Origin of the sequence: Bacillus infantis (assembly GCF_050107595.1) — a bacterium.
Classification (GTDB): domain Bacteria; phylum Bacillota; class Bacilli; order Bacillales; family Cytobacillaceae; genus Bacillus_AB; species Bacillus_AB infantis_C.
In genome coordinates this window covers 187,789-207,199 of the sequence record NZ_JBNILH010000003.1, presented here as the reverse complement: position 1 = coordinate 207,199, position 19,411 = coordinate 187,789, and the positions used below count along the sequence as shown (strand labels likewise).

General features: G+C 49.5%; 18 protein-coding genes. 13 read left to right on the top strand and 5 right to left on the bottom strand.

Annotated elements, in window-relative coordinates; all coding sequences use genetic code 11:
• The first annotated feature begins 74 nt into the window (after window positions 1-74).
• From galU to ACQCVH_RS07470, 5 genes are all read left to right on the top strand, one after another.
• A complete protein-coding gene (gene galU, locus ACQCVH_RS07490) occupies window positions 75-962 on the top strand; it encodes a UTP--glucose-1-phosphate uridylyltransferase GalU (RefSeq protein WP_426835112.1) in 888 nt (295 codons plus the stop codon).
• A complete protein-coding gene (locus ACQCVH_RS07485) occupies window positions 959-2,275 on the top strand; it encodes a UDP-glucose dehydrogenase family protein (protein ID WP_426835111.1) in 1,317 nt (438 codons plus the stop codon). The genes galU and ACQCVH_RS07485 overlap by 4 nt, the downstream gene beginning before the upstream one ends.
• Window positions 2,276-2,400: 125 nt before the next feature.
• Window positions 2,401-2,877 carry a Cys-tRNA(Pro) deacylase gene (gene ybaK, locus ACQCVH_RS07480; protein WP_426835110.1) on the top strand — a complete coding sequence of 159 codons (477 nt, stop codon included), beginning with the start codon at window positions 2,401-2,403 and terminating at the stop codon, window positions 2,875-2,877.
• 167 nt (window positions 2,878-3,044) lie between these two features.
• Window positions 3,045-4,157, top strand: coding sequence for a PRK06851 family protein (locus tag ACQCVH_RS07475; protein ID WP_426835109.1), 1,113 nt, complete (start codon window positions 3,045-3,047; stop codon window positions 4,155-4,157).
• A gap of 26 nt (window positions 4,158-4,183) precedes the next feature.
• On the top strand, window positions 4,184-4,729 hold the full coding sequence (locus ACQCVH_RS07470; RefSeq protein ID WP_426835108.1) for a hypothetical protein: 546 nt from the start codon (window positions 4,184-4,186) through the stop codon (window positions 4,727-4,729).
• Between the two features lie 57 nt (window positions 4,730-4,786).
• Here the strand turns inward: ACQCVH_RS07470 and ACQCVH_RS07465 are convergent, their stop codons facing one another.
• From ACQCVH_RS07465 to ACQCVH_RS07450, 4 genes are all read right to left on the bottom strand, one after another.
• Entirely contained in the window at window positions 4,787-6,103 is a 1,317-nt protein-coding gene (locus ACQCVH_RS07465) for a YjiH family protein (protein WP_426835417.1), read from the bottom strand.
• A 206-nt stretch (window positions 6,104-6,309) separates the two neighbouring features.
• The gene (locus ACQCVH_RS07460) at window positions 6,310-8,076 is read right to left on the bottom strand and encodes an ABC transporter ATP-binding protein (RefSeq protein WP_426835107.1); all 1,767 of its coding nucleotides are present in this window, start codon (window positions 8,074-8,076) and stop codon (window positions 6,310-6,312) included.
• The gene (locus ACQCVH_RS07455) at window positions 8,063-8,830 is read right to left on the bottom strand and encodes a MerR family transcriptional regulator (RefSeq protein ID WP_426835106.1); all 768 of its coding nucleotides are present in this window, start codon (window positions 8,828-8,830) and stop codon (window positions 8,063-8,065) included. The genes ACQCVH_RS07460 and ACQCVH_RS07455 overlap by 14 nt, the downstream gene beginning before the upstream one ends.
• 171 nt (window positions 8,831-9,001) lie before the next feature.
• Window positions 9,002-10,321: a short-chain fatty acid transporter gene (locus tag ACQCVH_RS07450; protein ID WP_426835105.1), complete on the bottom strand. Its 1,320-nt coding sequence runs from the start codon at window positions 10,319-10,321 to the stop codon at window positions 9,002-9,004.
• A 149-nt stretch (window positions 10,322-10,470) separates the two neighbouring features.
• Here ACQCVH_RS07450 and ACQCVH_RS07445 point away from each other — a divergent pair, with 149 nt between their 5' ends.
• The 5 genes from ACQCVH_RS07445 to ACQCVH_RS07425 all read left to right on the top strand — a co-directional run bounded on the left by ACQCVH_RS07445 (window position 10,471) and on the right by ACQCVH_RS07425 (window position 14,758).
• On the top strand, window positions 10,471-11,370 hold the full coding sequence (locus ACQCVH_RS07445) for an SDR family oxidoreductase (RefSeq protein ID WP_426835104.1): 900 nt from the start codon (window positions 10,471-10,473) through the stop codon (window positions 11,368-11,370).
• 108 nt (window positions 11,371-11,478) lie between these two features.
• On the top strand, window positions 11,479-11,970 hold the full coding sequence (locus tag ACQCVH_RS07440) for a GNAT family N-acetyltransferase (protein ID WP_426835103.1): 492 nt from the start codon (window positions 11,479-11,481) through the stop codon (window positions 11,968-11,970).
• A 148-nt stretch (window positions 11,971-12,118) separates the two neighbouring features.
• The gene (locus tag ACQCVH_RS07435; RefSeq protein WP_426835102.1) at window positions 12,119-12,799 is read left to right on the top strand and encodes a sigma-70 family RNA polymerase sigma factor; all 681 of its coding nucleotides are present in this window, start codon (window positions 12,119-12,121) and stop codon (window positions 12,797-12,799) included.
• A gap of 23 nt (window positions 12,800-12,822) precedes the next feature.
• Window positions 12,823-13,404 (top strand): ATP-dependent Clp endopeptidase proteolytic subunit ClpP, encoded by a 582-nt coding sequence (gene clpP / locus ACQCVH_RS07430; RefSeq protein ID WP_224901920.1) that lies wholly within the window; start codon window positions 12,823-12,825, stop codon window positions 13,402-13,404.
• Between the two features lie 628 nt (window positions 13,405-14,032).
• Entirely contained in the window at window positions 14,033-14,758 is a 726-nt protein-coding gene (locus ACQCVH_RS07425; RefSeq protein WP_426835101.1) for a hypothetical protein, read from the top strand.
• A 64-nt stretch (window positions 14,759-14,822) separates the two neighbouring features.
• Here ACQCVH_RS07425 and ACQCVH_RS07420 read toward each other — a convergent pair whose 3' ends face one another.
• Window positions 14,823-16,340, bottom strand: a complete 1,518-nt coding sequence (locus ACQCVH_RS07420) for a BCCT family transporter (RefSeq protein WP_426835100.1) — start codon at window positions 16,338-16,340, stop codon at window positions 14,823-14,825.
• Between the two features lie 215 nt (window positions 16,341-16,555).
• On the opposite strand from ACQCVH_RS07420, the gene ACQCVH_RS07415 reads away from it, so the two are divergent.
• From ACQCVH_RS07415 to ACQCVH_RS07405, 3 genes are all read left to right on the top strand, one after another.
• Window positions 16,556-17,218: a DNA alkylation repair protein gene (locus ACQCVH_RS07415; RefSeq protein WP_426835099.1), complete on the top strand. Its 663-nt coding sequence runs from the start codon at window positions 16,556-16,558 to the stop codon at window positions 17,216-17,218.
• A gap of 60 nt (window positions 17,219-17,278) precedes the next feature.
• Complete coding sequence (locus ACQCVH_RS07410) at window positions 17,279-18,145, top strand: HAD family hydrolase (RefSeq protein ID WP_426835098.1); 867 nt, start codon at window positions 17,279-17,281, stop codon at window positions 18,143-18,145.
• Between the two features lie 69 nt (window positions 18,146-18,214).
• Window positions 18,215-19,300 (top strand): PQQ-dependent sugar dehydrogenase, encoded by a 1,086-nt coding sequence (locus ACQCVH_RS07405; protein ID WP_426835097.1) that lies wholly within the window; start codon window positions 18,215-18,217, stop codon window positions 19,298-19,300.
• Window positions 19,301-19,411: the final 111 nt, after the last annotated feature.

The window sequence follows — 19,411 nt, the reverse complement described above, 5'->3', positions numbered from 1 at the left end:
GTTTGTGTACAGATCATCATGAGGGATCCTATGGTAGTGGAAAGAAGCACCAATATCATTCTAGGGGGTAAATCATGTACGTTCGCAAAGCCATCATTCCAGCAGCCGGTCTGGGGACCAGATTCCTGCCGGCAACAAAAGCCCAGCCCAAAGAAATGCTGCCGATCGCCGGCAAGCCTGCCATCCAATATATTGTCGAGGAGGCGGCTGCCTCGGGGATTGAAGATATCATCATTATCAGCGGGCGCGGAAAAAGGGCGATTGAGGATCATTTTGATAAATCCTATGAGCTTGAAGAAACGCTGGCCAAACAGAACAAGCATGAGCTGCTGGAGGCGGTCAAAGCTGTCTCTAACCTCGCCAACATTCATTATGTGAGGCAGAAAGAGCCTAAGGGGCTGGGAGATGCCATTTATTGCGCGCGCAGCTATATCGGTGCCGAACCCTTTGCCGTCATGCTGGGGGACGATGTGTTCCAAGGGGAACGCCCTTGTCTGTCAGAACTGCTGCAGGCCCATCATCAATATGGGGGCACTGTAGCAGGTGTACAGGAGGTCGCTGCGGAAGAACTATGCAAATACGGAGTAGTGGAACCGGAAAAATTTATCGACAGGCAGCTCATGAAGCTCAAAAGCCTTGTGGAAAAACCTCCTAAAGGGCTGGAGCCTTCCAGCTATGCCTTAATGGGGCGCTATATTCTCCCGCCTGAGATATTCTCCATCCTGGAAACTCTCCCGCCGGGTGCCAATAAGGAAGTACAGCTGACAGACGCTATCCGTTTTTTAGCAGGAATCACACCGGTGTATGGAGTGGTGCTGTCAGGCAATCGCTATGATATCGGCGACAGGATGGGTTTTTTGAAAGCGAACATTGAGATGGCTATGCTGCAGGCTGACATAAGGACAGACCTGATTGTTTACCTTGAAGAGATGCTCATGAACCGGCAGGGAGCCGCTCTATGAATATAACAATTGCCGGAACAGGATATGTGGGGCTTGTGACAGGTGTATGCCTGGCGGAGAAAGGGCACAGGGTTATATGCTATGACCATGACGAAGAGAAGACAGCCGCACTCTCGTCCGGTGTTCCTTTAATCTATGAGCCTGGATTGGAGGCAATGATCGGCCAGAATATGAAAGAAGGAAAGCTTTCCTTCACTTCTGATCCGGAGATTGCCTATAAGTCGCCCGAATGCATCTTTCTCGCAGTCGGGACACCGGAAAAAGAGGATGGCTCTGCAGATCTGGGTTTTATCTACAGTGCATGCGGGATGATTGCCGATAAACTTAGGCATGAGACAATCATTGCCATTAAAAGTACAGTTCCGGTCGGGACCAATGAGAAGCTTCGGGCTTTTTTCAAGCAGAATCTCGCCATCCCGGTCCATATTGTCTCGAATCCTGAATTCCTGCGTGAAGGATCAGGAATCAGGGATACCTTCCAGGCAGACAGAATCATCATCGGATCAGACAGCTTTAAGGCAGCAAAAACGGTTGAGGAAATTTATGCACCATTCTCTGTGCCCATTATCCATATGGATGCCAAGAGCGCTGAGCTGGCAAAATACGCTTCAAATGCCTTCCTGGCAGCCAAAATCAGCTATATTAATGAAATGTCCCACTTATGCGAAAGAATGGGGGCGAATATTGATGCTGTGGCAGCAGGAATGGGGCTGGATAAGCGCATAGGCAGCCGGTTTCTCCAGGCAGGAGCCGGATTTGGAGGATCCTGTTTCCCAAAGGATACAAAAGCGCTGGGTATGATGGCTGAGGAACATCAATATGAGTTCCGGATCCTGAAAGCACTCATGGAAGTCAATGCGATACAAAAGAAAGTGCTGCTGCAAAAAGCCAAAAGCATCATGTCTCTGGCCGGAAGAAATGCGGCTGTGTTAGGGCTGGCCTTCAAACCGAATACTGATGATATCCGTGAAGCTCCTTCCATTGAACTGATCCGGGATCTTGTGGATGAAGGGGCCAGCGTCTCGGTCTATGATCCAATAGCATCCAGCAGGGCTATGGGAGTCCTGCCGGACAGTGTTCATTTTGCGGCATCCATTCATGAGGCCATCCACGGAAAAGATCTGGCCTTCATTACAACCGAATGGGCTGAAATACGCCATTTCCCGCTCAGCGCCTACAAAGAATACATGAAAGATTCCCTCGTCCTGGACGGCAGAAATTGTTATACACTGCAGGAAGCAGAATCCGCAAATATCCGCTACATCTCCATCGGCCGCCCCGAATGCCCGGCCAGAAGTGCGGTATTTGGGTGACAGGCACCTATACCGCCTTATAGACCAGTTCTTAGAAGAACCCCTCCCCAAAATCTGTTTCAAAGGTGCCTGGAACCTATTGGAAATGCTACTATAGAGAAAAAATGCTCCAGGAGGGAAAAGCAATGGCTCAGGGAAAAACGAATGCAATGAGGCTGCTGGATGCAGCAAAGATGGAGTACAGTTCTTTAGCCTATGACAGCAAGGACGGCAAGATTGACGGCGTTTCGGTTGCCGGAAAAATCGGCAGGGATCCGGACTTGGTCTATAAAACACTGGTTGCCCAGGCCGGCAAGAATGTCTATGTCTTCATTATTCCGGTTGGTGCAGAGCTCGATCTCAAAAAAGCTGCCAAAGCAGCAGGCGAGAAAAAGGTGGAAATGGCGCCGGTGAAGGATATTCAGAAGCTCACAGGCTATATCCGCGGCGGCTGCTCGCCTGTCGGCATGAAAAAGCTGTACCCCGCCTTTATTGATTCACAGGGGGAGCAGCTCGAAACCATCATCGTCAGCGGCGGGAAGATCGGCCTTCAGATTGAACTTGCGCCTAAGGGACTGAAGGAATTGATCAGAGCCGAATGGAAGGACCTTGTAAAGGAATAGCAGCACCTCAAAGCCTCTGCACTGTTGGGGCTTTTTATTTTGTCCCTAAAAAAAGTACATCCTCCAGCGGCAAATTTCTGCACCTGGGCGTTCACCCATACGGCAGTCCCAGCATACAGTAAAGAGGCAGGACCATTCAGCAATCAACTGAAAAAGGATGTGTGAGTGTGGCTGGAAAAAAGATCGACTATTTTGCAGGCGGCAATACCGCAAGAGGCTTTCATAGCCTTTATGAATCCAATCTTCAGGATTTATCGCGTTTATTTATACTTAAGGGCGGACCAGGTACCGGGAAATCGACACTCATGAAAGGCATCGGCTCTAAATGGCTCGACAAAGGCTTTAACATTGAGCTCATCCACAGTCCATCGGACAATGACTCTGTCAGCGGGGTAATCATCCCTGCTTTGAAGATCGGAATTGTAGACGGCACTGCGCCGCAGGTCATTGAACCGAAAGCGCCTGGTGCCATAGAGGAGTATGTCAATCTTGGGGAAGCGTGGGACTCGGCCCAGCTGGCCACCCAGAAAGGGATGATACTCAGGCTTAACAGCAAGATCAAAGCATGCTATAAACAGGCTTACAGCAATTTTGCAGAGGCATTGAAAATCCATGATGACTGGGAAAAATTCTATATCGACAGCATGGACTTTGAGAAGGCAAACCAGCTTACTTCAAGGCTGATACAGGTATTTTTCGGCAAAATGACCCTGAATAAGATCTCTTCCGTCAAGCATAGATTTTTGGGTGCTGCAACGCCAAATGGAGCGGTAGACTGCATCCCGAACCTGACTCTTGATATCCATAAGCGTTACTTCATCAAAGGCCGTCCAGGCTCAGGCAAATCAACGCTTTTGAAAAAGCTGGCTGCGGAGGCGGAAAAGCGCGGCTTTGATATTGAAGTCTATCATTGCGGCTTTGATCCCAATAGCCTTGACATGCTGATTATCCGTGAGCTTGGCCTTGCGATATTCGACAGTACGGCCCCCCATGAATATTTCCCGAGCAGGGATGGGGATGAAATCATTGATATGTATGAACAGCTGATCGCCCCTGGAACGGATGAGATTTTTGCTGATGAAATCAAAGAAATTGCCGCTAAATATAAAGCGAAGATGAAAGAGGCAACAGGCTGTCTGGCAGACGCCAAGAGGCTGAATGATGAATTGGAGAAGATTTATTCGGAAGCCATGGATTATTCAATTGTGGACACTATCCGCGGCAGGATTGAGGAGAAGATTCTTCGTATTGAAACTCCTCATCCGATCTATGCCGATTAACTGAAAGCAGAAAGGGGAACGACTCATTGAATTATTACCCTTATCAAGGACAGTATTATCCTTTGCCTCAGGCAGACCTGCAGCAGCCGCCGGAAAGATTTAATGTATTCCCAGGGGGCGGGGGCCAGCCAGGCTTTCCTTTCCCGCCCGGTTTTCCAGGAGGGACACCATTCCCGGGACAGCCTGGTTTTCCGGGAGGGACGCCATTCCCTGGCCAGCCAGGCTTTCCGGGAGGCGGAGGCCAGCCCGGGTTCCCAGGTGGAGGAGGCCAGCCAGGATTCCCTGGGGGAGGAGAAGCCCAGGGGCAGGCGGGAGGACCGCCAAGCAGCCCGCCTCCATCCTTTACGCCTGAACTCCAGACACAGTCTGCCTCCGTCTTTGCCGTCGATCCCGGCGCCATCAGAGGCTGCTTATACCGGTTCACCTATTTATGGCTGAATAACGGCAGAAGCTTCTGGTTCTATCCAACATTCGTCGGCAGGACTTCTGTAGCCGGCTGGAGGTGGAGAAGGTTCCGCTGGGAATATTATGGAACAGACACTAATCGGATCCGCTCCTTCCGCTGTACATGAGAATCGTTATTGAATAAAAGTGACCCCTTCAGTCATCCTGAAGGGGTCTTCGCTTCGTTAAAAAATAAGATGCGCTGCCAGCACGATGACCGGCAGGGTAATGATGGTCCGTTCAAGGAAAATGATGATCAGATCTTTCAGAGAGACAGGGATCTTGCTTCCAAGCAGGAGTCCGCCGACTTCTGACATATAAATCAGCTGTGTAACAGATGTACATGCAACGATAAAGCGGGTCATCTCGCTCTCAATTCCGCTTCCAATGACAGATGGCAGGAACATATCCGCAAAGCCGACGACGAGCGTCTCTGAGGCTGCCTTCGCCTCAGGCACCTGCATAAGCTCCAGGAGAGGTATGAACGGCATGCCTGCAATCTTAAAGATTGGCGTGAATTCCGCCACAATCAGCGCCAATGTCCCGAGCGCCATAACGATCGGCGCGACACCCATCCACATATCGAGGATATTTTTCGCACCCTGCTCAAAGAACTGCTTGATGCCGCGGTTTGTTGCCGCTTTGGCTGTTGCTTGTGCAACACCCCAGCTAAGGGGGTTATAGCCTTTAGGAATGGTTTCATCGAGCTGTGGCGCTTCCTCTGTAACATAGGTATCCGGTTTGGTCGACAGCGGCGGGATTCTTGGACAAATCAGCGCTGCCACAATCCCGGCTGCAAGGACGGTCAGGTAAAACGGCACAAAATGTTTCTCGAGACCAACCTGGGAAATAACAACAAGGCTGAAGGTGATCGAGACAACAGAGAAGGTTGTGCCGATGACAGCCGCTTCTCTTTTTGTATAAAAGCCTTCCTCATACTGCTTGCTCGTCAAAAGGACACCGATCGTGCCGTCACCGAGCCAGGATGCCGCACAGTCAACTGAAGAGCGGCCCGGCAGCCTGAACAAGGGCCTCATCACCTTTGTCAGGAGGGAGCCGAAAAGCTCGAGCAGCCCAAAGTTCAAAAGGAGCGGCAGGAATAAACCAGCGAATAAAAATACTGAAAATAAGACCGGAAGGAGATCGTAAAGCAGAAGCCCTCCTGTATTCTCAGACCATACCCATTCAGGGCCAATCTGGTAAAAAGTCATTAATGCAAAGATGGCGCCGAGCACTCTTGCGGCAAACCAGATCGCCGGAACATCGAACAGGGCAGTGAAAAACGCGCTTCTGCTGATGAAGGCAGGCTTTACAAGCTTTGCCAGCAGTGTGCCTGCAAAAGTCAGAAAAATGATCACAGTCATAATGGCCGGCAGATAGGCTGCCAGAAGGTCCTGGACAAGGCCTGATAAAATGGCGATGGGAATGGTCACTTCGCCTTTATAAGAAATAGGAAGCATAAATAAGCTGATGCCGATCAATGAAGGAATGAGGAAGAGCATAAAGCTTTTACCTGATGCTTTTTTCCTCGCTGCAGATTCTATCAAAACATTCACCCTTAATACAATTTATATTTATGAGACAAAGGTTATTTTAATTCATCCTGTATGAATTGCCAACCCACTTCTATTAAATTCCACGGATTCCCTTGTTTTTAAACCTATTTCCCAAAGAATATATTTATAAAAAAAGAGACTGACCTGGAAAGTCAGCCTCCTAAGGCGGCAGAGCGGTCTGATAGCTGCTGCTCTGCGAGCTCCCTGTATAAAGAGTGTTTTTCATACAGTTCCTGGTGTGTGCCGGTCCCGGTAATGCTTCCGTTTTCCAGTATGGCAATCTGATCGGCATCCACAACAGTGGAGAGCCGGTGGGCAATCACAAGGGTGGTGCGTCCTTCCATCAAGTGCTCCAGTGCTTTTTGGACAAGATGCTCTGATGTGCTGTCGAGATTGGATGTGGCTTCATCAAGCAGCAGGATGCGGGGATTGCGGATCAGCGCCCGTGCAATGGCAATCCGCTGCCTTTGGCCGCCTGAAAGCTTGATGCCGCGCTCACCGACCTGTGTATTGAAACCATCAGGCAGGGCATCGATGAATTCTGAGGCATTGGCGAGCCCTGCAGCTCTTTCAATTTCCTCATCAGGCACCTCCCGCTCCATTCCATAAGCAATATTATCGCGGATGGTGCCTGACATGATCGGACTTTCCTGGGAAACATAACCGATGGATGACCGCCATGAATGAAGGCGGAAGGAGCTGATGTCCTGATCCCCAAGAAGAATCCGGCCTGTCTGCGGCAGGTAGAAGCGCTCCAGCAGGGCGAACAGGGTGGTCTTTCCGCCTCCGCTCGGGCCGACGATCGCCGTGGTCTTTCCGGCAGGTACAGTAAGTGATGCCTGGCCAAGGATCTCCTTCTCTTTGTAAGCGAAGCTGACCTTCTCAAAAGTGATATCCTGGCTTGGATTGGCCACAGCCTCCGTGCCTTTATCCACTTCTTTTTCGGTGTCAAATATATGCTGGATCCTTTCTGTTGCCCCGACAGCCTTCTGGAATGCTGTAAAGAAGGATGCCATCTGGCTGAAAGGGACGACAATCTGGAACATATAAATGATGATCGCGACGAGCGAGCCGGCCGACAGGGCGCCTGAAGCAACGCGGACGCCGCCATAGCCGATCAGGATGACGAGCACGAACATCATGATAAAGGTCATGAAGGGGGAAATGACTGCCTGGATTTTCGCTTCCCTCAGCCCAAATTGGAATAAATGCCGTATTCCCTTGTTACCGCTCTCCTGCTCTGCTTTTTCAGCATGATAAGCTTTAACAAGGCGGATATCTGCAAGGACCCGCCCGAGGTTGCCGGAAAAACTGGCCATTTCATCCTGGGTTGCCCTTGAAATCTTATACATCTTCTGCCCCAGCGGCATAATCATAGCAATGGCCAGCGGTACGGCAATGATCATCACAAGAGTCATCTTCCAGTCGATCAGGAGAAGGATGATTACGGAGCCGATGATGGAAATGATCCCGGTCAGAAATGAAATCAAATGCTGTGTGATAAGGTTTTTGACAATATTCGTATCCTGAGTGACCCGGCTCATCGTTTCGCCCGACTGCTGCTGGTCAAAGAAAGGGACCGGCAGATGGAGAATCTGCCCCCAAAGCTTCCTCCTGATGGATGCTACAACTGCTTCCCCGATATAGCTGAGGAAATAGTAGGAAAAGCCGGAGGAGACAGTTTGGATGATGAAGGCACCTGCCAGAAGCAGTATGACGCTCACCTCCAAAGATGAGGCAGCCAGCTGGTCGACCATTGACTTGGTGAACAGGGGGACGATCAGCCCGGCACCGGTTTCCAGGATGCTGAGAATAATGGCCGACAGCAGGATCCAGCGCGGCGGCTTAGAGTCCTTCAGCAGGCTCCAGAATGCTTTCCAGCTTCCTTGCTTGATTGCAGGCTCCTCATTTCTCTTCATCAAAATTCATTCCTTTCTGCTCCAGATACAGACCAAGTGCAGCTGCAAGCCATTTTTCCTCTTCAGGGGAGAAGGGGATATGGAAAAGGCCGCCGTCATCATTATCGCCGAAATCCACCAAACTGAGTTCTTTCAGAAGCGAAGGATCATTTCCTGAGATTTCATCTACTATCTCCATTATTGCCTTTATTAAAGACTGAACTTCCCTGCAGGCAGGGTCTGAACCTGCAAGCTCCTTCAGTTTCATTGAAATGGAAACCCATCTGCTTTCATATTCCCGCTGTTTCTCCTCAGGAATGGCGTAAAGGGAATCCACTCTTTCCTCAGGAAGGATGCTCTTCAGCCATTCCTTCTGCTCGTCCTCCCGGTGGATGGTGTTGATGAGTGAAATGAAGACGCCCGCATCCACCTCGCCTTGATCTTCCATCACATAGAGGGCACGGTCCAAAGCCCGGATGACCCCTTCGACTTCTTCCTTCTTCCGGATCATCTCTGCTCTTTGGAAGGCGAGGGAATCCTTTAGGCTCCATTTTTCATTCTGGAGCATCCCTTTGATCTGCTCGAGGGAATAGCCGAGGTATTTTAGTGTCACAATCCGCTGGAGCACGGTGAAATCAGGGTCGGAATAATAGCGGCGCCCAGAGTCTGTTATTTCGGTTGGCTCCAGGAGGCCGATTTCATCATAATAATGGAGTGTCCTGATCGTGGTGCCGGTTTTTTTTGAAAATTGACCGATTGAGTATTTGCCAGCCATCTCTTCATCTCCCTTAATCTATCTGTCTTTATCATAAAACCTCACGCAGCGTGAGATGCAAGCTGTTTTTATAAAAAATTGCTTAAGTCTATTATAGCCACGCCGCTGCCCCGGCCATAAGCAGGAAGCGGCCGCATGAAAAAAACCCGCCGGAGCGGGTTTTCGGAAGTCTTATAGAAACAGCATTCCCAGCGATATAATGATACCGCTTACAAATAAAGCAAACACGCAGTAGCCCATGATGTCCTTGGCCTTCAGCCCTGCAATGGCAAGGGCGGGAAGTGCCCAGAAAGGCTGGATCAGATTGGTCCAGGCATCGCCCCAGGCGACTGCCATGGCCGTTTTCGGTATTGAAACACCGAGCGTTTGTGCCGCCTCAAGCATGACCGGCGCCTGTACGGCCCATTGGCCGCCTCCTGAGGGAACAAAGAAATTGACCAGGCCGGCGGAAAGGAAGGCGAAGAATGGAAAGGTGAAGTCATTGGAAATGGACGCGAATGCCTCTGACATCACAGCCGCAAGCCCGGAAGTCGTCATCATTCCCATGATCCCGGCATAGAAAGGGAACTGGATGATGATGCCGCTGGCTCCTTTCACGGCATTGACCGTAGCGTTCAGGAATTGCTTTGGAGTCCCGTGGAAGAGGATGCCCAGGAACAGGAACAGGAAGTTTACGATATCAAGATTGAGCTTAAATCCGTTTGTAGCAAAATAATAGAATAAGAACACAAGCCCAAAAATTCCGATCAGCATGGAAAGAATTTTACTGTTTTCAAGCCGGTCTGCCGGCGTCAGGGCAGCCTGTTCAATGGCAGCGGCCGGCAGGTCCTCCTCAAGCAGGGCAGGATCAACTGCGACGGTATCCTCCCTGGAAGGCATCATCATTCTGTTCACAATCGGCATAATGACGAAAATACCCAGGATAATAGCAATATTAAAAAAAGCAAAGATGGTCTCGCTGGTCGGGATGATGCCGATCAGATCCTCCGAGAAATGCCCGGCTGTTGCAATTGTCAGCGGAATCGAACCCGAAATGCCTCCATGCCAGACGATAAAGCCGGTGTATGCGCTTGCAATCAGAAGCCGGTAATCTACATTTTTGACCTTTTTCGCCAGCTCTTTGGCAAAAAGTGCACCGATCACAAGGCCGAAACCCCAGTTGATCAAGCTCGCGAGCATGGAGATGACAGTGACAAGGATGATGGCCTGCCCCGGAGATTTGGCCAGTCCTGCCAATGAGCCAAGGCCCTTTTTAAAAAGGCGGCTGCTTGCCAGCACATGGCCCGTCACCAGCACGAGTACCATTTGCATCGAGAATGTCAGGAGCCCCCAGAACCCGCCTCCCCAGAACTGGACCATCTGATACGGGCCGTTGTCTGTAAAGATGAGCCCCAGGCCGAAAACGGCGAAGGTCAGGATCACCACAAACAGGAATGGATCCGGCAAATACCGCTGCATGATCCGGTTAAAAAGTGAGACGACAGCTTTCATATTAATTCCCCCTTTAAAAAACAATACCTATATAGTTTCTGTAATATTCTAATTTTTCCTTCTTTTGCTCCTTAACCTTCTCTTTTCACCAAGTGGGCATCCACAGAATACACTGGATAGTCATATGCCTATGAACAGGAGTGGTGATCATGTATCCAGTCTATCCTTATTACGGAAAAAAAGAGGAATGCAAAGAAAAGCCGCTGTCTTTCCCGCCGCAGCATCAGGATGTACAGCCCGGCCTGGAATATAAGATGGTGCCAAGACCGATTTCGGAGGACCCCGACTATCGGGGGTCAGGAAAACTGAAAGGGAAGGTCGCCATCATCACCGGAGGGGACAGCGGGATTGGCCGTGCGGCGGCTTACGCGTTTGTAAAGGAAGGCGCCAAAGTCGTCGTTGTCTACCTGAATGAGCATCAGGATGCCAGGGAAACACAGGAAAGGATCCGGGAGCTTGGCGGGGAAAGTCTTTTTATCGCCGGCGATATGAGGAGGGAAAACTTTTCCCAGGAAATTGTCGAACAATCGCTCCGCCAATTCGGCAGGATTGATATCCTCGTCAATAACCACGGCGTCCAATTTGTGCAGAAAAGCATTCTCGATATCACAAGGGAACAGCTCTTCGACACCTTTGAAACCAATATTTTCGCGTTTTTCTACTTAACAAAAGCCGTTCTTCCCCATATGAAGGCAGGGGGCTCCATCATCAATACAGCGTCCGTTACGGCCTACGAAGGCCATAAAGATCTGATTGACTATTCCTCGACAAAAGGTGCGATTGTAACCTTTACAAGGTCCTTGTCATTGTCGCTTGAGAAAAAAGGGATCCGGGTGAATGCCATAGCGCCAGGTCCTATCTGGACACCGCTCATCCCCGCCAGCTTCTCCGCGAAGAAGGTATCAGAATTCGGCACGGATACGCCGATGAAAAGGGCCGGCCAGCCGTTTGAGCTGGCGCCGGCGTATGTTTACCTTGCCTCCGACGACTCCCGCTATATGAGCGGGCAGGTGCTTCATATCAACGGCGGGACGATGGTAAGTTCATAGAGAAAGCTGCCGGGCTGGATGGCCCGGTTTTTATATGGATAAACCTTGCTGAAACACCGGTAACCTTATATTATTTTAATAGTCTGACAAAAAAAGAGGGGATTATTTATGAATACAACTTTAGCCGCAGCAGATGCTTCAAAAAAGGAAATTGTCCGGAACCTGTACAGCTTTTACCTGCACGACTTGTCACAATATTCATCCTCACTTATGCCGAATGGCCACGGTACATTTGAGTTTGACTCGTTCGATGCCATTTGGGATACACCGGGCATTTCGGTTCATCTCATCAAATACGGGGAAGAGATTGCCGGCTTCCTGCTGTTTCTGGAAAAACCTTTCCTGAAAAAGGCCGATTTCTGCATCAATGATATGTTTCTTTTTCATCCATACAGGGGGAAGGGGGCTGCTGAAGAGGCTCTCGATGTATTGTTTCAGAAGCATAAAGGGACTTACTATGTTGAGCAGCTAGCGGAAAACAAGAGGGCGGTAAGCTTCTGGAAGAAGGTATTCAGCACGAATGGGTTTCCTTATGAGGAAAGGGAAAAAACAGAGGACGGGGAGCTGTGCCTGGGCCAGTTTTTCACAGTCGGAGCATAAACCGGGAAGGTTTGAGCCGGCTTCCTGAAGAATACACTATTAGAGAACTCTTTCAGGCAAATGAATAAAATATATTTGAGTAGGCCGTATCTTTTCGTCCTCCCTGATCCGTTTAAGGGGCAGAGATGTGTAAAAGGAGTGAGCAGCGATGGTGATGAAGCAGGAAAAGGCAGACCGGGTACAGGGATTGGCGGAGAAGGCGGATGAGATGTATCCCGCTCTTCAGCGCTATAGCCGATTTCTGGCGCAGAACAGCTGGGATGGTGACGACCTGGCCCAGGAGGCTTTCCTCCGTGCCGCCAGCAGCTATGAGCCTGAGCGGGTCAGTCAGGCGCTTTTGAAGAAAATTGCCTATAACTGCTGGGTGGATGTGACGCGCAAACGGAAAAAGGAGCAGCTGGAGGAGTCGCCGGAGCCTATCCGGAATGAAGAGAAGCAATACGTCAGCAGTGAAGCTGTCGATAAGCTGATGGAATGCCTGACCTTGAAGCAGGCAGTCATTTATGCTCTTAAGGAGGGGTTTCAATATACCTCAAAGGAAATCGCCGGACTGTTGCAGACAACCGAATTTGCCGTAAAGTCAGCCTTAAGCCGGGCGCGCAGGCAGCTGCAGACAGATGCTGACACAGGCAGCCCTGACACCGGGAGCGAAGAAGCTGCTGCTGTTGCCAGGCTGCTGGCCAGGTCCCTCCAGGAAGAAGATCCAGGCTGTCTTCTAAGGGCGCTCCCCATGCTGCCGTCCCTGAAAAGTCTTTCTGTCCACGCTGAGCCAAAGCTCTGCCAGCATAGGCAGACTCCTCCGCAATGCACACTCTCTATCGCGGCATAGACCGCAGAAAGGGAGGAATGGATATGACGGCAATACCTTATGTAATCGAACAGTCGAGCAGGGGCGAGCGCTCCTATGATATCTATTCACGGCTTTTGAAGGACAGGATCATCATGATCGGAGAAGAGATCAATGATCATGTGGCAAACAGCGTAATTGCCCAGCTTCTGTTTCTTGCCGCAGATGCACCTGACAAGGATATATCCCTATACATCAACAGTCCGGGCGGCTCCACTACAGCCGGCTTTGCGATCTATGACACCATGCAATACATCAAGCCTGATGTCAGGACAATCTGCACGGGGATGGCGGCCTCCTTCGGTGCCATGCTCCTGCTCGCCGGCACGAAAGGCAAGCGCTGCAGCCTGCCGAACAGCGAAATCATGATCCATCAGCCGCTTGGCGGTGCCAGGGGGCAGGCGACTGAAATAGAAATATCCGCGAAACGCATTCTGAAGCTCCGGGAGCATATCAACAAAATCATTTCCGAAAAAACCGGCCAGCCTGTTGAAAAAGTGGCCAGGGACACAGACCGCGACTATTTCATGAGCGCCGAGGAAGCAAAGGAATACGGGATTATCGATCATATCATCTTTCATAGCTGATAGCGGGAATGGCAGCCCTTTAAGGAGGGCTGCTTTTTTCCATAGGCGCTTTTCGCATAGATTGCTGCTATCTTGCCTCCGCAAATGCTGCTGTGCTTACTAACATTCAAACCCGTCAATTTCTTACATGAGGTATAAAAAACAGCCTTTCCTATGTGTTGGAACGACTGTATTTTTTATTCTTTTAAAGCCCCCGTTTGTTCATGGGTCATTCAAGAAAAGCTATTTAAGAGCACTTTTTTCCTTCCCCGTTCCCCATAAAAGAACGGACATTCCCGGACCTGAATGACAGGTTGAAAAACAAGGGGAGAAGTTCCCCCTATTTTCGAAAAAGCTTTAAAAATAGCTCAAATAGATGGAGAAATTCCGGCTATCGACTCAAAAAACTGGAAAATAGGCACCTTCGCTCAGCTTAACCGTAAAAGCTCCGCTTATTTTAAGGCTTGCTGGTCACTCACTCTAATAAGGAGAAGACTTCCTTTTTTTGAAACCATTCCTTCACTATCCTGTTTAAAAGCAACAATCTTTACGAAAAGAGCCTTTTCATAAATCAGGTTGGGAAATCTGCATAAAGGTCTTGAAATAAAGGAAAATATGGTAATATTTAGGGTGACAAAGGAGGCGGATTATGACTAAGAAATCTTTGAAGTGGGGAATTGGGGCGATAGCGCTATTGGCTATATTGCTATCTTTCGATAAATGGAAACTGTATAAGGAAGAAAAGCCTCCATTCCCTGAAATAGTGTCGGAAGGCAAGGAAGCTCAAGCAGTTTTGTTTGATTATTCATGGAACGGGACGGACACATCCAAAGAATTGAATAAAGCTAATCTATCAGACTCCCTGGAAAACATGGAGGCATTGCCGGTCGGCCCATTTGCAGATCTTGCAGTCTCCTTTCCGGAGAAGCCCGATCTAATATCCATTTCCGCCTGGGAGCCGCGGCTTGAAGAAGAAATCTATAAACAGGATGGATCTGTCTTTCAATTTACAAACCGTCCCGGAACTGTGACCCTTGTGATTAAGGCTGAATGGAATAAAGGAAAGGCAACGTATTTAACCAGAGTCAAAACTGAAAAGACTGTCTCTTATCAGGAACTTCTGGCCGCGGATAAAGAAGTACAAACCGTAATTGGATTTGCTGCCAGCAATTCATCATCTCTTAAATTTGCCAATAAAAAACCAGGCGATCGATTTGCCTCAGGATACATATCTGGAGAATTGGATTATTTACAAAAATCTTATCCCGAACTGGAACTGAGCGAGCTTCCCTCCTATTTTGTTTTTAATCAGGAGAAGGTTGTTTTTCGTACGAATAACATGGAAGAGCTGAAATCTTATATATCAAAGCACTAAGGGAAAAATAATATGGACACCCTATAAAAGAAAAACTCCCGCTTTTACACGGGAGTTTTGCTGTTTATTTTTTGGTCTTTTGCACAGGCGGTTCCTTGCTCAATGATTTGAGGAGCGAAATGCACATAAAGACAAGGATGATGGTGAACGGCAGGGCTGCGACAAGCGAGGCAGTCTGCAGACCCTCAAGCCCGCTGCTGAGCAGGAGGACGGCCGCAATCGCACCGATCAGGATGCCCCAGACGATGCGCACACCGAGAGGAGGCATCAGGGAACCCTTGGAAGTCATGCTGCCGAGAATATAGGTTGCCGAATCTGCTGAGGTAATAAGAAACGTGAAAATCAGCAGAATCGATAATAATGAGACAATAAAGGTAAACGGCAATTCACCATATGTTGTAAACAGAGCACTGGTCACATCCGCATTGACTGCTTCAGCTATGCTTGTTCCCTGGAACAGGTCAAAGTGCAGGGCGGTCCCGCCAAACACGGCTGTCCATAAAAGAGCGATGAGCGGCGGTATGATCAGCACGCCGACGACAAATTCCCTGATGGTCCTGCCCCTTGATACCCGTGCAATGAACGCGCCGACAAACGGGGACCAGGCGATCGCCCATGCCCAATAGAAAATCGTCCAGTCACGCACCCATGTACCGCCTTTATAAGGTGTAAGGCGCAGGCTCCAGTTGATGAAATTGGTCATATAATCGCCGATGCCCTGTGTGAACGTATTCAGGATGAAAACAGTCGGTCCGGCAATGAATACAAAGAGCATGATGATCAGAGCAAGGGAAAGGTTAAGATTGCTCAAATACTTGATTCCTTTATCCAATCCGGTCGTAGACGACAAGAGGAAAAGGGCTGTCAAAACAACGATGATGATAATCTGCACCCATGCACTGTTAGTGATCCCGAAGGCAGCATTCAATCCGCCGTTAATCTGCAGGATCCCAAGCCCGAGTGATGTGGCTACACCCAGGACAGTGGCAATGACAGCCAGGATATCAATGAATTTCCGGAGGCCTGTCCGCTCCCTTTTTACACTGATGATTGGCTTGAGCGTGGTGGAAACAAGCCCGTCCTGCTTTTTGCGGAATTGGAAATACCCGACTGCGAGTCCGACAATCGTGAAAACGGACCATTGACTGACGCCCCAATGGAAGAAAGAGTAGCCCATGGCAGTCCTTGCTGCTTCAGGTGTGAGCCATTCCATATCAGCGATGGGAGGCGAAAAGTAATGGCTCATCGGCTCGGCGATTCCCCAAAAGACAAGGCCGATGCCGAATCCGGCGCTGAAGAGCATGCCGATCCATGTGAAAAAGGAATATTCGGGTCTTTCATCATTTCCGCCAAGCCGGATGCGGCCATATTTGCTGATGGCCAGGAAAAGGCAGAATAATACAAAGAGGAGTACCGATAGCAGGTAGAACCAGCCAAAGGCGTATGTAGTGAAATCGAAGGCTTTCTGTGCGGCCCCTGAAAAAATATCAGGCAGGAAGACGCCTGTGAGGACAAGCAGAAGGATCACTGAAGCAGAGACCCAAAAAACACTGTTTAATGACTTATTTTGCTGTTCATTCATAGAATACCCCCTGTTTTTTCTCTATATTTAACCTTAACATGTATAAAAGGCAGGTGAAAATGCCATCAATAGCTGGGAATGGCAATATCCAAGAATAATTGGCGGGAAAGCCGGGATTTCGCTGCCTTTAGAGTGCCTTACGTACATATATACCCAAATAAGCAAGCTAGCAACCTATTTAGCAAAAAACCTGAATATACAAGGAGCTGGATGGAATGCATCTCAAACATCTGGAAGAAAAATTAATCCTGCACAAGAATGCGGAGCAGGCAGTGGCGATGCAAAAATATATGAAAAACAACTTCCCGTTCCTGGGAATCAGGACGCCGGAGCGCAGGAAGCTGACAAAGGAGTTTTTTGCTGAAACCGGAATCCTGAAGGAGCCCTTTCAGCATGAGCTGATTTCGAAACTCTGGAAGAAGGAAGAAAGAGAATATCAATATGCAGCCTGTGACTATATCATCAGCTCCTTGAAGAAGCTTGTAAAAGACGACATGCTGTTTATGGAAAGATTGATTACAGAAAAGTCCTGGTGGGATACTGTTGATACATTGGCTGCACATCCTGTCGGCCGCATTGCAGCCAATCATCCTGAAACCATTGAGGAGACAGTCAGGAGTTGGGCATATGGCAGCCATTTGTGGCTGATAAGGACGAGCATCATCTACCAGCTCCGCTACAAGCAAAATACAAGAGAAGACATCTTGTATGAATTCATCAGCCAGAACGCCGGAAGCAGGGAATTTTTCATCCAAAAAGCAATCGGCTGGGCATTGAGGGAGTACAGCAAGACAAATCCTGAGTCAGTCAGAAGCTTTATCAGCAGTTCTCCGCTCGCACCCCTGAGCATCCGTGAAGGTAGCAAATATTTAAAGTAAGAAGGAAAAACTGATAGAATGCTACATAGATTGAAAAAACAATTAGTAGGTGAAGAAAATATGGTGAAATGCATTGCGATTGATATGGACGGTACACTGCTGACCGCAACCCAGCAGATTACAGAAGAAAACAAAAAGGCGATCCAGAAGGCTCAGGCTGAAGGGGTGGAGGTTGTCATCGCCACAGGAAGATCCTATTTTGAAGCGAACTTCGTCCTTGAAGAAGCCGGGATACGCTGCCCGATGATCTGCGTCAATGGGGCAGAAGTGAGGACCATCGATAAAGAAGTCATAGCGGCCAATCCGCTCGACAAGTCGACGGCAAGGACAGCCGGCATGGCACTCCTGCAAAATGGCGTTTATTTCGAAGTGTACACAAATAAAGGAACCTACACGATTGATGCCGATAAAGGCGTTTCTATCATCGTCGACATCTTCATGAGCGGAAACCCTGAAGCTGATGTGGATGAAGTCATGAAGGCGGCAGAGGAAAGGTTCACAAAAGGGCTTGTCCAGAAAGTGGACAGCTACGATATCCTTTTTGATGATACAGAGCATCAGATTTATAAGCTCCTTGCCTTCTCATTCGATGCTGAAAGGCTGGCGGCGGCAAAGGAAGCCCTTGTGCCGCTTGAAGACGAAGGTCTCGTCATCAGCTCTTCCGGTGAGGAAAATCTGGAGCTGACAAGCAAAAATGCGCAAAAGGGCGTTGCGCTTGAAGCCTTCCTTGAAAAAAGCGGGACAGGCATCCAGGATGCAATGGCAATAGGCGATAACTATAACGATCTTTCTATGTTCAAACGCGTGGGCAGATCTGTTGCCATGGGCAATGCCGATGACATCATCAAGGCACAGTGCGACTATGTCACGCTGACCAATGAAGAAAGCGGGGTTGCAAAAGCAATCCTGGATGCCCTTAAGGCATAAGGGAAGGACGGCACGGGCCGGCCTGTTTTTTGGACGTTTTGAAACCTTCAGCTGAAAGGCGGAGATACTGTGAAAAAATCAGTCCTATTCATGCTGCTCGGCTTGCTTGCAATGGCAGGCTGCTCTGCAGAAAACAAATCGAATGAGGAAGAGCCGCGGCAGCAGGAAAGCGAGGAAGCGGCTTTAGCCGTGCCGGATGCAGAAGAACTCGCAGCCGATCTGAGGACCCCGTGGGCGATCGACCAGGCAGGAAGCACTTTTTATATGACTGAGAGGACAGGGAGCATTGTAAAAGCAGAAGAGGGCAGCCTTCAGAGGCAGGAGGTCCGCCTGAAAAAGAAACTCTCACAGGCTTCAGAGGCCGGCCTGCTCGGCTTTGTCCTTTCCCCGGATTATGAAAGCACTGGAGAAGCCTTTGCGTATTATACGTATGAGGAAGGGGCCGTCCAGCAGAACCGGATCGTCGTCCTGAAGCAGACGGGGGATGCCTGGGAGGAAACAAGGCTGCTGCTTGATGGGATCCCGAGCGGGCAATACCATCATGGAGGCCGACTGAAAATCGGCCCTGACGGCAAGCTTTATGCTGCGGCAGGCGATGCGGCAGCTGATCCGGCAATCGCCCAGGACCTGGATTCTCTCGGCGGAAAAATCCTCAGGATGAATCTGGATGGAACAGTTCCGGACGACAATCCATTTGCAGGTTCTTATGTATACAGCTATGGCCACCGCAATCCGCAGGGGCTGGCCTGGGCTGAAGACGGCACTCTCTATGCCTCTGAGCACGGGCCATCCGCCAATGATGAGATCAACCGGATTGAAGCCGGAAAAAACTACGGCTGGCCTGTCATCCAGGGCAAGGAAGAGAAGGAAGGCATGGAAGCGCCGCTCTTCACCTCCGGGGAGGACAATACCTGGGCTCCATCCGGCATAGCCATCAAGGACGGGAAGCTTTATGCTTCTGCCCTGAGGGGGGCTGCAGTCCTTGAATTCAATCTGGTAACAGGAGAGCAAAAGGAACTCATCACCGGTGCCGGAAGAATCAGGGATGTGCTGCTCTCCGATAATATCCTGTATTTCGCCAGCAATAATACGGATGGCCGCGGGAACCCGGGGCCAAACGATGATAAGCTGTATAAAATCCGGCTTTCAGAATAGAAAAGGGGTAGGCTCAGAGAGCCATGCCTCTTTTTAACATAATGAGCGTCCGAGCAAATATCTCTTAAATTAATACCTGACTCATATCCCTCAAAAAGGTATAATGTTCTC